This is a genomic window from Erwinia sp. SLM-02 (assembly GCF_037450285.1).
In the GTDB taxonomy this organism is placed as follows: domain Bacteria; phylum Pseudomonadota; class Gammaproteobacteria; order Enterobacterales; family Enterobacteriaceae; genus Erwinia.
Map to the genome: position 1 here is coordinate 354223 of NZ_JAQISN010000003.1, position 14109 is coordinate 368331.

Here is a 14109-nt window from a genome sequence, read left to right on the forward strand (position 1 = left end):
TCATCATGCAACATCCTATGCGCGCTTTGTTATGCCAGTGCGTGGTCGCCGCCCTGGGTATGGGGGCCGCGGTCTGCAGCCAGGCCGCCACCAAACTGACGCTGGTGGAGGTGATCACCAGCCCGGCAAGGACCGCCGTTTTGCAGGAGATGCTGACGGACTATAAGAAGCAGCATCCGGGAACGGAAATTGAAGTGATCTCGCTGCCGTGGGGTCAGGCGTTTGAAAAGCTGGGCACCATGCTGCAAAGCGGCCAGGTGCCGGACGTGGTTGAGATGCCAGATACCTGGCAGGGGCTGTACGCCAGTAACAACATGCTGGAAGACCTGGAGCCGCAGTTGAAAAGCTGGTCTGCCACGCCGCAGCTGACCGATAAAGCGCTGGCGATGGCGCGCGCCGCTAACGGTAAAGCGACGATGATCCCTTACGGCTTCTATCTGCGGGCGATGTTCTGGAACAAAAAGCTGTTCCAGCAGGCGGGCCTCAGCGAAGCGCCGAAAACCATGGATGAATTCGTCGCTGACGCGAAGAAAATCAGCGCCCTGGGTAACGGCATCAGCGGCTACTGCATGCGCGGCGGCGTGGGCGGCACCAACGCCTGGATGATGTTTATGGCGGCGATGAACGGATCGCCGGACTTCTTTGATAAGCAGGGCAACAGCACGCTGACCCAGCCCGGTGCGCTCAAGGGGGCACAGCTGCTGGTGGATATGTATCAGAGCGGCGGCGCGCCGAAGGACAGCGTGAACTGGGGCTTTAACGAGATCGTCTCCGGCTTCTACTCCGGAAAATGCGCGATGCTCGACCAGGATCCGGACGCGCTGATCGCCATTAAAAACAGCATGCCGGCCGACGATTTTGCCGTGGCGCCGATGCCGGTTGGCCCGTCGGGCAAAGCTTTCCCGACCATCGGCTATACCGGCTGGTCGGTGTTTAAGCAGGCCAAACAGAAGGATCAGTCCTGGCAGCTGATCCAGTTCCTCAGCAGCGAGTCCAATAACCTCACCTGGTCGAAGTTCGTCGGTACGCTGCCGATCTATAAGGGGGCGGAAAATGACCCTTACTACCACTCTCCTCAGTTTGCCGGCTGGTTTGCCGAGCTGAACAGCCCGAACTACGTGCCGCTGACCATGCCGACGCATCTGAAAGGCTGGGGCTACTTTAACTCGGTGATCGTGAAGGAAAGCTCGCAGGAAACCCTGCTGGATCAGAACGATACGGAATCCATGGTCAGGGACTGGGCGAAGTACCTGACGAAAGAGCAGAAGGCCTGGCTGGCTACGCAATAACAGTGACTCCCGCGCAGGCGGGAGTCTTTACGGAGACGCCCTATGAAGCTTGATACCCCCGCTGGCCGCGTCGCCAGCGCCCCGCGCTTTTCTCGCCTGCGTATGCTGGCCGAGCCGTGGCTCTACCTCAGCCCGACGCTGGTGCTGATCGGACTGTTTATTTTTGTGCCGATGACGATCGGCATTTCCTATGCCTTCCAGAATATACAGCTGCTCAATCCCATGGACAGCGGCTGGGTCGGCCTGGATAACTTCCGCCAGATGTTTGACGATCGGCGCTTCTACAAGGCGCTGGGCCATACCGTGAACTGGACGCTGACCTCGCTGGCGCTGCAGTTTGCCTTAGGGCTGGGGCTGGCGCTGCTGCTGAACCGCGAGTTCCCGCTGCGACGCTGGGCGCAGGCGCTGGTGTTTCTGCCGTGGGCGGTGCCGGCGTTTTTATCCGGCCTGACCTGGTCATGGCTGCTTAACCCGGTGATCGGTATTTTGCCGCACTGGCTGGTGGATCTGCACGTGCTCAGCGAGCCGTACAATATCCTCTCCGATCCGCAGCTGGCGCTGTACGGACCGGTGATCGCCAACGTCTGGTTCGGCATTCCTTTTTTTGCCATCACCCTGCTTGCCGCGCTGCAGTCGATCCCGAAGGATCTGTATGAGGCCGCATCGATGGACGGCGCCAGCGGCTGGCAGCAGTTTAAGCGCGTGACGCTGCCGTTCCTGGCCCCGATGATCGCCATTACCGTGATGCTGCGAACCATCTGGATCGCCAACTTTGCCGATCTGATCGTGGTGATGACCGACGGCGGCCCCGCAGGCTCCACGTCGATCCTTTCCAGCTACATCTTTACCACCGCCTACCGCAGGCTGGACTTCGGCTATGCCTCGGCGATGGCGGTATTCCTGCTGGTGCTGATGACCTGCTACGCGCTGGTGCTGCTGCGCATCCGCCAGCGCCTGTTGAAATAAGGAGGCGACGATGAGTGCGCTGTTACGTTTGATGGGCCATCGTGCCGGTATCCTGTGTTATCTGATCTTTGCGCTGTTTCCCCTGTACTGGGTAATCAAAATTTCACTGACCCCGGACCCCCTGCTGTTCAGCGAGGGCGTCCGGCTGTGGCCTGCGGCGCTGACCCTCGATCACTTTCGGCGCGTGCTGGTGGAGAGTGAGTTCCCGACCTTCTTCACCAACAGCCTGATCGTCTCGTTCGGTACGGCCGCGCTGTCGACGGTGGTGGCGGCGGCGGCAGGGTATGCGTTTTCCCGCTTTGGCTTTCGCGGCAAAACCGTGATGGCCGCGGCGCTGCTGTTTACCCAGATGTTCCCGCTGGTGATGATCCTGGCGCCGATTTATAAGGTGATGGCACCGCTGGGGCTGACCAACAGCCTGCTGGGACTGATCCTGGTTTACAGCGCGTTCAACGTGCCGTTCGCCACGTTTCTGATGCAGTCGTTTTTCGATGCCATTCCGAAAGATCTTGAAGAGTCAGCGATGCTGGAAGGCTGTACCCGTTTTCAGGCGCTGTATCGCGTGCTGATGCCGCTGACTCTGCCGGGGATGGCCGCCACGCTGGGGTTTGTCTTTACCGCCGCCTGGAGCGAGCTGCTGTTCTCACTGATGCTGATTAATAAAAACGAAGTGATGACCTTCCCGGTCGGCCTGCTGAGCTTCGTGTCTAAATTCGCCGTTTCATGGGGAGATATGATGGCCGCCGCGGTGCTGGCGCTGATCCCCGCCTGTCTGTTTTTCGCCTTCATTCAGCGCTACCTGATCCAGGGGCTGACGGCTGGCGCGGTAAAAGGATAATCGTTATGGCTCAAATTTCTCTGTCACAAATCCAGAAGCGCTACGGCAACGTTGAAGTGCTGCGTAATATCGATCTGACCATCGCCGACGGTGAGTTTGTGGTGCTGGTGGGGCCATCGGGCTGCGGTAAATCCACCCTGCTGCGTACCATTGCCGGGCTGGAGCTGGCCAGCAGCGGGGATATCCGCATCGGCAGCCGCCTGATGAATGAGGTGGCACCAAAAGATCGCGATATTTCAATGGTGTTTCAGAGCTATGCGCTCTATCCGCACCTGACCGTGGCGCGCAATATGGGCTTCAGCCTGGAGGTACAAAAGCGCCCTAAGGCGGAAATTGAGGCGGCTGTGCAGCGTGCGGCAGAGATCCTCAGCCTGACGCACCTGCTGGACCGGCGGCCGAAAGAGCTGTCCGGCGGGCAGCGCCAGCGCGTGGCGATGGGGCGGGCTATTGTGCGCCAGCCGCAGGTGTTTCTGTTTGATGAGCCGCTCTCTAACCTGGATGCTCAGCTTCGCGGTCAGATGCGGGTGGAGATAAAAAAACTGCATCAGCAGCTGAGCAATACCATTGTGTACGTCACCCACGATCAGGTGGAGGCGATGACCCTGGCCGATCGCATCGTGGTGCTGAATCACGGCGTTATTCAGCAGGTCGGTACGCCGCTGGAACTGTATGACACGCCGGCCAATAAATTTGTCGCCAGTTTCATCGGTTCACCGCCGATGAACTTTATTAACGGGCGGGTTCAGAGCGGCGATCGCGGTGCGTGCGTCGAGGTCAACGCCCGGCTGGTGCTGCCGCTGGGGATGCGTGACGGTATCGCGGCAGGTAAAGAGGTGATATACGGCATTCGCCCGGAAAACATCACGCTGTGCGATCTCGCCGACGAGGGCGCGCTGCCGCTACAGGTGTCGCTGGTGGAACCGACCGGGCTGTCCGAGCTGATTCACGGCACGCTGCAGGGCATTCCGCTGATGATCTACAGCACGCTGCGCTCGGGTGCACAGGCGGGGGATACCCTCGGTATCGCGCTGGACGTGGCAAGAGTGCAGCTGTTTGATGCGGACAGCCAGATCCGTTTATAGCACTCAGGAGAGAGCGACTTTAATCCCCAGCGCGATGAGTACGCCGCCCAGCAGTTTGTCCACAATTCGCTGGGCTTTAGCCAGTCCGCGACGCACCGGCGCGCTCTGGATTAACACCACCAGCAGCGGCCACCACAGCGCCGAAAGACCGAGGATGATACCGGCATACAGCAGCTTTTCACTGATGTCGGAGTTCACGTTCAGGACCTGGGTAAAAATCGACAGGAAGAACAGCGTGGCCTTGGGGTTCAGCAGATTGCACAGGTAGCCCTGCAGGAAGGCTTTCTTCAGCGAGGTCTGTTCCGGCGCAACGTGGCTGAGATCCATCTTGCCGCCGCCGCGCGAAATCAGCGCCTGAATGCCGATATAAATCAGGTAGCCCGCACCGGCGTATTTCAGCAGCATAAACAGCCACGGCGTGGTGGTGATCACCACCGCCAGCCCGGCGACGCAGTAGGCCATATGGGTGGCGACGGCACAGTTAACGCCGAGCGCGCTCATCAGCGCCGCGCTGCGACGATAGCGGGCGGCGTTTTTGATAATCAGGAAAAAATCAGGCCCCGGGGAGAGCATCCCCAGTGCCGCAATGGTGGCGACAAATAAACTGGTTTCTAACATGAGGGTAGTCTGCATCTTAACGAAAGTCGAATTTTAGCACGCCGCCGGGGATTTTCATGGCGAAAATGGTGGGGAAGGTGACGCAACCGATAACCTGATAAACCTTTACTGAATAAGCTACGCTTTGCTATCGACGAAACTTTCGCCTTTCCGTATGATGGCGCCAATTTTACCCCTGTTGAGTTTTATATGATGATTAGCCTGATTGCGGCCCTGGCGGCCGATCGTGTAATTGGGATGGAAAATGCCATGCCGTGGCATCTGCCGGCGGATCTGGCCTGGTTTAAGCGTCACACCCTGAATAAGCCGGTGGTGATGGGGCGTCGCACCTGGGAATCGATTGGTCGCCCGCTGCCGGGACGTCTCAATATCGTGATCAGCAGTAAGAAAGGCGATGCGGAAGGGGTGACCTGGGTGACGTCCGTTGAAGACGCGCTGAAAGCCGCCGGTGAAGTCGATGAGCTGATGGTGATTGGCGGTGGCCGTATTTACGAACAGCTGCTGCCGCGCGCCGATCGTCTGTATCTGACCCACATTGATGCGGAAGTGGAAGGCGACACCCATTTCCCGGACTATGAGCCGGACGAGTGGCAGTCAACGTTCAGCGAGTTCCACGATGCCGATGATAAAAACTCCCACAGCTTCTGCTTTGAGATTTTAGATCGTCGTTAAGGATCGTCGTGAGCTGCACGAAAAAAGAAAGGGCGGACCGTGAGGTCCGCCCTTTGCTTTGATGAGGGCCGTACTTACAGGATCTCGCTTTCGCGGTTTGATACCTGAGTGAAAATCCGCTTATCTTCCCAGCGCAGCATGGTCAGCGTGCCGCCCCAGCAGCAGCCCGTATCCAGAGCGATAATTCCTGCCGGTGTGCCTTTGCCTTCCAGCGACGCCCAGTGACCGAATACGATGGTGTACTCACGCGACACCGGGCCGGGAATGTTAAACCAGGGTTTAAGCGGCGGTGGCGCGCTTTCCGGCGACTCTTTACTGATCATATCCAGCTGGCCGTTGGGGAAGCAGAAGCGCATCCGCGTCAGCGCGTTGCTGCTGAAACGCAGACGCGCCAGGCCGGTCAGCTCCGGCGACCAGTTGTTCGGCATATCGCCGTACATCGCATCAAGGAACAGCGGGTAAGTATCGCTGCTCAGCACCGATTCCACTTCACGGGCACACACTTTCGCGGTTTCAATATCCCACTGCGGCGTAATACCGGCATGCGCCATCACCAGCTTTTTCTCTTCGTCGACCTGCAGCAGCGGCTGTCGACGCAGCCAGTTGATCAGCTCATCGGCATCGTCTGCCTGCAGCAGGGGAGAGATACGGTCTTTGGGTTTGTTACGGCTGATGCCGGCATAAACCGCCAGCAGATGCAGATCGTGGTTGCCGAGAACCAGCCTGACGCTGTCGCCCAGCGAGCGGACAAACCGCAGCACTTCCAGAGAATCCGGGCCGCGGGCGACTAAATCACCGGTCAGCCACAGCTCGTCCCGCTCCGGGTCGAAGGCGACCTGGCCCAGCAGCGACCTGAGCTCGTCATAGCAGCCGTGAACATCCCCGATTAGATATGTACTCATGCATCTGTCCTGAAAAAAGAAAGCAGCCCTGATGGCCGGCGGGAAGCGCGGCGGGAAAGGCTGAAAAGAGCGGATTAATGAATATGGCTGGCGATAGCCAGGCGAAACACCGGGATATCAACCCGGAACGCTTCGCCGTCTTTATCCACCATCTGATAGTGGCCCTGCATGGTACCCATGGGGGTTTCCAGCACCGCACCGCTGGTGTACTGGTATTCACCGCCGGGTTCAATGTGCGGCTGTTCACCGATAACGCCTTCACCCTGAACTTCGGTTTCACGGCCGTTGCCGTTGGTGATCAGCCAGTAGCGGCCAAGTAGCTGAACGGAGATACGCCCCAGATTACGGATGGTGATGGTGTAGGCATACACATAGCGATCTTCATCTGGCGCGGACTGCGACTCGATGTAGACACTTTGTACCTGTACACATACACGGGGCGTATCGTTCATTTTAGCTCTCCTGCTGCTGCGGATTTGCAGATAACCAGTTAGCCAGCTGACAGTACTGCGCCACCGTGATGTTCTCGGCACGCAGGGTCGCATCGATATTCATCTCTTCCAGCGCTTCCGGCGTGAACAGATGGCCGAGGCTGTTGCGCAGGGTTTTGCGGCGCTTACCGAAGGCTTCTGTCGTGATGCGGCTCAGCACCCGTACGCTCTCTACCGGGTTAGGCAGCGTGGCGTAAGGCATCAGGCGGACCACCGCCGAGTCAACTTTCGGTGCCGGGGTAAAGGACTCAGGCGGCACTTCCAGCACCGGGATCACCTGGCAGTAATACTGTGCCATCACCGTCAGACGACCATACGCTTTACTGCCCGGACCGGCAACCAGACGATTCACCACTTCCTTTTGCAGCATAAAGTGCATGTCGCGAATGGAGCCAACATAGCTGAAAAGGTGGAACATCAACGGCGTGGAAATATTATACGGCAGGTTGCCGAACACGCGCAGCGGCTGGCCTTTTTCTGCGGCGAGGGCCGCAAAATCAAAGGTCATCGCATCCTGCTGGAAGATAGTGAGCTTCGGACCGAGGAACGGATGGGTCTGCAGGCGTGCTGCCAGATCGCGGTCAAGCTCCACCACGGTCATTTCATCAATGCGTTCGCCAACCGGCTCGGTCAGTGCGCCGAGGCCGGGGCCGATTTCGACAATCGCCTCGCCGCGCTGAGGGTGGATAGCGTTGACAATACTGTCGATAATATACTGATCGTTAAGGAAGTTCTGGCCAAAACGTTTGCGGGCAAAATGGCCCTGATGGACGCGACTATTCATTACTGCTCTTAATCATGGTGATGGCGAGGTTAAGCGCCGTTTTAAAGCTGCCCGCATCGGCCTGACCGCTCCCGGCCAGCTCAAGAGCCGTACCGTGATCGACAGACGTGCGGATAAATGGCAGACCGAGGGTGATATTCACCGCGCGGCCGAAGCCCTGATATTTTAGCACCGGAAGGCCCTGATCGTGATACATCGCCAGCACCGCGTCTGCGTGCTGCAGATACTTGGGCTGGAACAGCGTATCGGCAGGGAGCGGGCCGGTCAGATTGATCCCACGCTGACGCAGTTCGTCCAGTGCCGGGATAATGGTGTCAATTTCTTCACGGCCCATATGGCCGCCTTCCCCGGCGTGGGGATTCAGCCCGCAGACCAGGATATGCGGCTCGCGGCTGCCAAACTTACTTTGCAGATCGGCATGCAGAATCGTAATCACTTCGTGCAGGCTTTCGCGGGTAATGGCGGCGGACACGTCCTTCAGCGGCAGGTGCGTGGTCGCCAGCGCCACGCGCAGCTCCTCCGTGGCCAGCATCATCACCACGCGGTCGCAGCCCGCGCGTTCGGCAAAGAATTCGGTATGGCCGCTGAACGGGATCCCGGCATCGTTAATCACGCCCTTGTGCACCGGGCCGGTGATCAGCGCGACGAACTCGCCGTTCAGGCAGCCGTCACAGGCGCGGGCGAGGGAGGCCAGCACGTAATGGCTGTTGTCCACGCACAGCTCGCCGGCGGTCACCGGCTGCGCCAGCGGCAGCGATAATACCGTCAGCGAGCCTGCGCTTTGCGGCTGAGCGGGCGCATCCGGCTGGTACTCACGCAGGGTCAGGGGTAAATGCAAAGCTGCCGCGCGGGTGCGCAGCAGCTCGGGGTCGGCACAGATAACCAGTTCAACCGGCCAGGCCTGCTGGGCCAGCTGAACGATTAAATCGGGACCAATCCCGGCGGGTTCGCCGGGAGTGATAACGACGCGAAGGTTACTGTGCATTGGCATCCAGAATCTTCACATAGGCGGCCGCACGCTCTTCCTGCATCCAGGTCTGCGCTTCTTCCGCAAATTTACGGTTGAACAGCAGGCGGTAAGCACGCTCTTTCTTCGCCGCATCGGTCTTATCAACCTGACGCGTGTCCAGCAGCTGGATTAAATGCCAGCCGAAGGAGGAGTGAACCGGCGCGCTCATCTGACCTTTTTGCAGACGCAGCAGCGCATCCCGGAAGGCCGGATCGAAGGTTTCCGGAGAAGCCCAGCCCAGATCGCCGCCCTGGTTCGCTGAACCCGGATCCTGCGACAGCTGTTTCGCCGCGTTGGCAAAGGTCAGCTTGCCGCTGTTGATCTCGTTGGCCACTTCCTGCAGTTTCTGACGCGCCTGGTCGTCGGTCATAATCGGCGACGGCTTCAACAGAATGTGGCGGGCATGCACCTCGGTCACGGAAATGCTCTGGCTGTCGCCGCGCATGTCGTTCACTTTGAGGATATGGAAGCCAACGCCGGAACGGATTGGGCCGATAATATCGCCCTTTTTCGCGGTAATCAGCGCCTGGCCGAACAGTGACGGCAGCTCCTGAATACGACCCCAGCCCATGTTACCGCCCTTCAGCGCCTGAGGATCGGCGGAATAGGTGATAGCCATTTTACCGAAGTCAGCGCCGCCTTTGGCTTCTTCAACCAGCTTACGCGCCAGCGCTTCCTGATCGTCAACCTGCTGCTGGGAAGGATTCTCCGGCAGCGGTAGCAGGATGTGGCTGAGGTTCAGTTCGGTGCCCGCATCGTTCTGGGCAGCCATCTGCGTTGCCAGGGAATCAACTTCCTGCGGCAGAATGGTCACGCGACGGCGAACTTCGTTATTGCGGACTTCAGAGGTCAGCATCTCTTTGCGGATCTGCTCACGGTAGGTGGCGTAGTTAATACCGTCATAAGCCAGACGGCTACGCAGCTGATCGGCGCTCATTTTATTCTGCGCGGCAATGTTGCCAATGGCCTGGTCCAGCTGGGCATCGCTGATCTGCACGCCCGCCTGTTTAGCCATCTGCAGGAGAATGTTATCCATAATCAGACGTTCAATAATCTGATGGCGTAACGTTTTGTCATCGGGTAGCTGCTGTCCTGCCTGCTGTGCCTGACCTTTAACGGACTGCATCATGCCGTCCACATCACTTTCCAAGACCACGCCGTTGTTAACAACAGCGGCGACTTTATCAACTACCTGCGGGGCTGCGAACGCGGTGCTGGCCGTCAGGGCTGCACCGAGGATCAGCATTCTCCAGTTCTTCATACTTTTTCCATTCTTCCTATCCGCACTGCGGGTTGGCATATCAAACATTACAACATCAGAAAGCGCGTTGATAAGGCAGGATGCCCTGACGCAGCATTTGACCGGTACCTAAGCCATAACTCGGGCTGAGGCCACGCAGCTCAATGTTGAACGAGACTTTATTGTCGTACTTACTGTTGTCGTCTTCGAAGCTGGTAATTTTACGTTCATACCCCAGGCGAATCGCATAACAGCAGGAACTGTACTGGATGCCCACCAGCTGATCGGCTGGCTGATTCGCTTTGGTATCGTAATACCACGCACCGACCACGGACCACGCATCAGCAATAGGCCAGCTGGCTGTGGCACCAACCTGAGAAATGCCTTTTTGATACAGTGGGTTAGTATATTGAGTCAGCGTCTGCTGAATATACTCTTCACTGGTATAGCGATAGTTCAGCTGCACCATGCGGTCAGCATCACGACGCCATTCCAGCACGGCGTTACCCTGCGAAACGTTGTCCAGGCGGGTGTCATACTGCAGACCACCACGCGCTGCCCAACGGTCGCTGATTTTCCAGTAGGTATCGCCGGCCCACACCAGGCTGCCTCGATCGTCATCATCCGTATAGTTCAATCCGGTCCGTGCCGGGGTGAACGAGTAGATTTGACCAATGGAAGCGTTAAAACGTTCAACCAGATCGTTATCAAAAATTCGCGTGGTGACACCGGTGGTCACCTGGTTGGCTGACGCGATACGATCCAGGCCGCTGTAGGTCTTGTCGCGGAACAGGCCGGTATAGTCGCTTTGCAGCAGCGTGGAGTCATACGCGTTGATATTGCTCTGGTTACGATACGGGATGTACAGGTACTGCATACGCGGTTCCAGCGTTTGCGTATAGCCCGGTGACCAGTTCATATCGCGGTCAAAGACCATTTTTCCGTCAACCTTAAACTGCGGCATAACGCGGTTAACCGAGTTCTTTAACTGGTTATCCTGGTTCTGGCTCAGCGAGTTGAAGTACTCAACGTCATTCTGTTCGTAGTGGGTGGCCAGCAGTTTCGCTTCGGTGTTCAGGCTGCCCCAGCGGTTAGACAGCGGCAGGTCAATGGTCGGTTCCAGATGCAAACGCGTGGCGTCCGGGTACTGACCGTTAACGTTGGTGAACTTGACCGCTTGCGCATAGAGGTGCGTATCAAACGGACCGATGTCGTTTTTGTAATAGTTGAAGTCAAACTGCGGCTCGGCGCGATAGATGTTACGCGTGGAGTTGGTTGAAAAGATCTGGAACTGCTTGGTCGACAGCGTGGCGTCCCAGTTCTTTTCCGCGTAGCCCACGCTGAATTTCTGCGTGACGTAGCCATCGGTGGTTGAACCGTAAGTGGAATCCAGGTCGGTAAAGTAATACGGGTCGCTGACTTTGGTATAGTCCGCGTTGAATCGCCAGTTTTGATCGTAGACACCGGAATGGACCCAGTGGAACAGCCAGCGGTTCGAATCTTTATCATCCGCGTGTTCACGATTGTAAACGTCATCGGAATTCATATAGTCGAATTCCATCAGGCCGGAACCCACGCCGGTCAGATAGCGGAATTCATTCTGCCACTGCATACCGCGACGGCTGATATAGTGCGGCGTCAGCGTGGCATCGGCCTGCGGCGCGATATTCCAGTAGTACGGCAGCATAAACTCAAAGCCGCTGCTGCTGCCGTATTTCGCGTTCGGGATCAGGAAACCGGATCGGCGCTTATCGCCCACCGGTAGCTGCAGATAAGGGCTGTAAAACACCGGCACCGGGCCGATTTTAAAGCGGGCGTTCCAGATCTCAGCCAGCTGCTCATCGCGATCGTGGATCACTTCAGAACCCACCACGCTCCAGCTGTTCTGCCCTGGAAGGCAGGAGGTAAAGGTACCGTTTTCCAGAATCGTGTAGCGGTTGTCGCCGCGCAGCTTCATCTGATCGGCGTCACCGCGACCCTGACGACCCACCATCTGGTAGTTACCGTTCCAGACGTTGGTATCTTTGGTATTCAGATTCGACCAGGCTTTCGGGCCTTTCAGGATCACCTGGTTATCGTCATAGCGCACATTACCGAGCGCATCCACGGTGCGGGTCGGCGTGGCCTGCCCCTGTACCGTTTTCTGATGCAGCTGAACTTCGTCGGACTGCAGACGGCTGTTGCCCTGCTGAATGTCAACGTTACCGGTGAACACCGCGTTATCCGGGTAGTTTCCCTGCGCTTTGTCGGCATCGATGGTGACCGGCAGCTCGTTGGTTTTCTTTCCCTGTACCAGAGGGCGGTCGTAACTAGGTACACCCAGCATACATTGAGATGCGAGGTCATCGGCCAGTCCTTGCTGGCTGTACAGCGCTGAACCGATTAGGGTTGCCAGCAATGTAGGTAGACTTTTTTTCATACGCGGTATCGAAAATTCCGTGGTCACTGGCATCATGCCGACAAACCGTCAGAGACTATCGTACTCAACTGGATTGCGCCAGTCATACCCACCATCTTTCGGGAGGGCCGTAGCTCTACAGTTTACTCGTTGTCTGTCTGTATCAACCAAACAGGGAGACTTCTGGTTGTTTGACCGTGTTGCCAATAGGCTATGGGGTGAATGACAGGTATGATAATGCAATTTTTAGCCTTGAGCATGGCGAATTGAGGAGTATATGCGCTATTGGGGAAAAGTATTGGGTCTTGTGCTCGGTTTGTTATCCGGCGCGGGCTTTTGGGGACTGGTTATCGGCCTGCTGGTGGGCCATCTGGTCGATCGTGCAAGTGTGACCCGGCAGCAGGGATATTTTGCGAATCAGCAGTCTCGCCAGGCGCTTTTTTTCCGCACCACCTTCCAGGTGATGGGCCATCTGACCAAGTCAAAGGGGCGGGTGACCGACGCGGATATTCAGATGGCCTCGTTGCTGATGGATCGTATGCAGCTGCACGGCGAAGCCCGTACCGCCGCACAGCGTGCTTTCCGCGAGGGCAAAGAAGGGGATTACCCCTTAAGGGATAAGCTTCGCGAACTGCGCAGCGCCTGCTTTGGCCGCTTTGATTTGATTCGGATGTTTCTGGAAATTCAGATCCAGGCCGCCTTTGCCGATGGCTCACTGCATCCCAACGAGCGCCAGGTGCTGTACGTGATCGCCGAAGAGCTGGGGATTTCCCGCGTTCAGTTCGATCAGTTCTTGCGGATGATGGAGAGCGGCCAGCAGTTTGGCGGCGGCTATCAGGGCAGTGGTTCGTCGCAGGGCGGTTACGCACCCGGCAGCCGTGGCCCGACGCTGGAAGATGCCTGCAGCGTGCTCGGTGTCAAAAGCAGCGATGACGCCACGACGATCAAGCGCGCCTACCGCAAGCTGATGAGCGAGCATCATCCCGACAAGCTGGTGGCCAAAGGATTACCGCCGCAGATGATGGAAATGGCCAAGCAGAAAGCGCAGGAAATTCAGGCCGCGTACGACCTGATTAAGCGCGAGAAAGGATTTAAATAGTTTCAGGCCTGGGCAGTGCCCGATATCCTCACGTACTCCGCTTCAAAAATCGGCGGGCTGGCGGAAGGTCATCGGCGTGCCGAACTGCGGATGAGTGATGCTCAGGCTCTCCGCATGCAGCTGCAGGCGGGGCGCCATCGCTCTGGCTTCGTCGTGCGCGTAGAAGCGATCGCCGAGAATCGGGTGCCCCAGCGCCAGCATATGCACGCGCAGCTGGTGGGAACGCCCGGTGATCGGCTTTAGCTGCACGCGTGCGCTGTTGTCGGCGGCATAGTCCAGCACCTGATACTCGGTCTGCGCCGACTTGCCGGTTTCAAAACACACCTTCTGCATAGGCCGGTTGGGCCAGTCACAGATCAGCGGCAAATCCACCAGGCCGCTTTCCGGCTGCGGATGGCCCCAGACGCGGGCGACGTAGGTTTTCTGCGGCTCGCGTTCGCGGAACTGGCGCTTCAGCTCGCGCTCGGCGGCCTTGTTAAGCGCCACGACGATCACGCCGCTGGTGGCCATATCCAGACGATGCACGGATTCGGCCGCCGGAAAATCACGCTGGACGCGCGTCATCACGCTGTCCTTGTGTTCCTCCAGGCGCCCGGGAACCGACAGCAGACCGCTGGGCTTGTTCACCACCATAATATGCTGATCCTGGTAGAGAATGTGCAGCCAGGGTTCAAGCGGCGGATTGTAGGGTTCCATCATCATTTCTCTGCCCTGGGCCAGC

14 protein-coding genes are annotated in these 14109 nt (G+C 57.9%); 6 read left to right on the forward strand and 8 right to left on the reverse strand.

The annotated features are described in order from the left end of the window. The first annotated feature begins 17 nt into the window (after nucleotides 1-17). Genes PGH32_RS18495 through PGH32_RS18510 form a run of 4 tightly spaced genes read left to right on the forward strand, consistent with a single transcriptional unit; the run spans nucleotide 18 to nucleotide 4175 of the window. A complete protein-coding gene (locus PGH32_RS18495) occupies nucleotides 18-1289 on the forward strand; it encodes an ABC transporter substrate-binding protein (RefSeq protein WP_314421450.1) in 1272 nt (423 codons plus the stop codon). Nucleotides 1290-1331: 42 nt separating this feature from the next. Then, the gene (locus tag PGH32_RS18500) at nucleotides 1332-2255 is read left to right on the forward strand and encodes a carbohydrate ABC transporter permease (RefSeq protein WP_337894791.1); all 924 of its coding nucleotides are present in this window, start codon (nucleotides 1332-1334) and stop codon (nucleotides 2253-2255) included. Nucleotides 2256-2265: 10 nt separating this feature from the next. Next, nucleotides 2266-3093 (forward strand): carbohydrate ABC transporter permease, encoded by an 828-nt coding sequence (locus tag PGH32_RS18505; protein WP_314421445.1) that lies wholly within the window; start codon nucleotides 2266-2268, stop codon nucleotides 3091-3093. Nucleotides 3094-3098: 5 nt separating this feature from the next. Beyond that, complete coding sequence (locus PGH32_RS18510; RefSeq protein WP_314421437.1) at nucleotides 3099-4175, forward strand: ABC transporter ATP-binding protein; 1077 nt, start codon at nucleotides 3099-3101, stop codon at nucleotides 4173-4175. A 3-nt stretch (nucleotides 4176-4178) separates the two neighbouring features. Here PGH32_RS18510 and PGH32_RS18515 read toward each other — a convergent pair whose 3' ends face one another. Next, nucleotides 4179-4793 (reverse strand): LysE family translocator, encoded by a 615-nt coding sequence (locus PGH32_RS18515; RefSeq protein WP_314421434.1) that lies wholly within the window; start codon nucleotides 4791-4793, stop codon nucleotides 4179-4181. Nucleotides 4794-4982: 189 nt separating this feature from the next. On the opposite strand from PGH32_RS18515, the gene folA reads away from it, so the two are divergent. After that, nucleotides 4983-5465, forward strand: a complete 483-nt coding sequence (gene folA / locus PGH32_RS18520; protein WP_314421429.1) for a type 3 dihydrofolate reductase — start codon at nucleotides 4983-4985, stop codon at nucleotides 5463-5465. Nucleotides 5466-5539: 74 nt separating this feature from the next. On the opposite strand, the gene apaH is transcribed toward folA, so the two are convergent. The 6 genes from apaH to lptD form a co-directional block, all read right to left on the reverse strand. Next, on the reverse strand, nucleotides 5540-6367 hold the full coding sequence (apaH, locus tag PGH32_RS18525) for a bis(5'-nucleosyl)-tetraphosphatase (symmetrical) ApaH (RefSeq protein ID WP_337894792.1): 828 nt from the start codon (nucleotides 6365-6367) through the stop codon (nucleotides 5540-5542). A gap of 74 nt (nucleotides 6368-6441) precedes the next feature. Next, on the reverse strand, nucleotides 6442-6819 hold the full coding sequence (apaG, locus tag PGH32_RS18530) for a Co2+/Mg2+ efflux protein ApaG (protein WP_314421425.1): 378 nt from the start codon (nucleotides 6817-6819) through the stop codon (nucleotides 6442-6444). A gap of 1 nt (nucleotide 6820) precedes the next feature. Continuing rightward, a complete protein-coding gene (rsmA, locus tag PGH32_RS18535; protein WP_314421420.1) occupies nucleotides 6821-7642 on the reverse strand; it encodes a 16S rRNA (adenine(1518)-N(6)/adenine(1519)-N(6))-dimethyltransferase RsmA in 822 nt (273 codons plus the stop codon). Next, the gene (pdxA, locus tag PGH32_RS18540) at nucleotides 7635-8627 is read right to left on the reverse strand and encodes a 4-hydroxythreonine-4-phosphate dehydrogenase PdxA (RefSeq protein WP_337894793.1); all 993 of its coding nucleotides are present in this window, start codon (nucleotides 8625-8627) and stop codon (nucleotides 7635-7637) included. The genes rsmA and pdxA overlap by 8 nt, the downstream gene beginning before the upstream one ends. Continuing rightward, nucleotides 8617-9912 carry a peptidylprolyl isomerase SurA gene (gene surA, locus PGH32_RS18545; protein WP_314421416.1) on the reverse strand — a complete coding sequence of 432 codons (1296 nt, stop codon included), beginning with the start codon at nucleotides 9910-9912 and terminating at the stop codon, nucleotides 8617-8619. Before surA ends, pdxA begins: the two co-directional genes overlap by 11 nt. Before the next feature lie 55 nt (nucleotides 9913-9967). Next, nucleotides 9968-12346 (reverse strand): LPS assembly protein LptD, encoded by a 2379-nt coding sequence (lptD, locus tag PGH32_RS18550; RefSeq protein ID WP_337894794.1) that lies wholly within the window; start codon nucleotides 12344-12346, stop codon nucleotides 9968-9970. Nucleotides 12347-12566: 220 nt separating this feature from the next. On the opposite strand from lptD, the gene djlA reads away from it, so the two are divergent. Further along, nucleotides 12567-13388, forward strand: a complete 822-nt coding sequence (djlA, locus tag PGH32_RS18555) for a co-chaperone DjlA (RefSeq protein WP_314421396.1) — start codon at nucleotides 12567-12569, stop codon at nucleotides 13386-13388. A 42-nt stretch (nucleotides 13389-13430) separates the two neighbouring features. Here djlA and rluA read toward each other — a convergent pair whose 3' ends face one another. Then, complete coding sequence (gene rluA / locus PGH32_RS18560; RefSeq protein WP_314421392.1) at nucleotides 13431-14090, reverse strand: bifunctional tRNA pseudouridine(32) synthase/23S rRNA pseudouridine(746) synthase RluA; 660 nt, start codon at nucleotides 14088-14090, stop codon at nucleotides 13431-13433. Nucleotides 14091-14109 lie beyond the last annotated feature (19 nt).

Bases quoted from the DNA above. Each gene is read 5' to 3' on its own strand.
- folA (WP_314421429.1), top strand. From the start codon at position 4,983: ATGATGATTAGCCTGATTGCGGCCCTGGCGGCCGATCGTGTAATTGGG.
- PGH32_RS18495 (WP_314421450.1), top strand. From the start codon at position 18: ATGCGCGCTTTGTTATGCCAGTGCGTGGTCGCCGCCCTGGGTATGGGG.
- apaH (WP_337894792.1), bottom strand. From the start codon at position 6,367: ATGAGTACATATCTAATCGGGGATGTTCACGGCTGCTATGACGAGCTC.
- rsmA (WP_314421420.1), bottom strand. From the start codon at position 7,642: ATGAATAGTCGCGTCCATCAGGGCCATTTTGCCCGCAAACGTTTTGGC.
- djlA (WP_314421396.1), top strand. From the start codon at position 12,567: ATGCGCTATTGGGGAAAAGTATTGGGTCTTGTGCTCGGTTTGTTATCC.
- pdxA (WP_337894793.1), bottom strand. From the start codon at position 8,627: ATGCACAGTAACCTTCGCGTCGTTATCACTCCCGGCGAACCCGCCGGG.
- apaG (WP_314421425.1), bottom strand. From the start codon at position 6,819: ATGAACGATACGCCCCGTGTATGTGTACAGGTACAAAGTGTCTACATC.
- rluA (WP_314421392.1), bottom strand. From the start codon at position 14,090: ATGATGATGGAACCCTACAATCCGCCGCTTGAACCCTGGCTGCACATT.
- PGH32_RS18505 (WP_314421445.1), top strand. From the start codon at position 2,266: ATGAGTGCGCTGTTACGTTTGATGGGCCATCGTGCCGGTATCCTGTGT.
- PGH32_RS18510 (WP_314421437.1), top strand. From the start codon at position 3,099: ATGGCTCAAATTTCTCTGTCACAAATCCAGAAGCGCTACGGCAACGTT.
- PGH32_RS18500 (WP_337894791.1), top strand. From the start codon at position 1,332: ATGAAGCTTGATACCCCCGCTGGCCGCGTCGCCAGCGCCCCGCGCTTT.
- lptD (WP_337894794.1), bottom strand. From the start codon at position 12,346: ATGATGCCAGTGACCACGGAATTTTCGATACCGCGTATGAAAAAAAGT.
- surA (WP_314421416.1), bottom strand. From the start codon at position 9,912: ATGAAGAACTGGAGAATGCTGATCCTCGGTGCAGCCCTGACGGCCAGC.
- PGH32_RS18515 (WP_314421434.1), bottom strand. From the start codon at position 4,793: ATGTTAGAAACCAGTTTATTTGTCGCCACCATTGCGGCACTGGGGATG.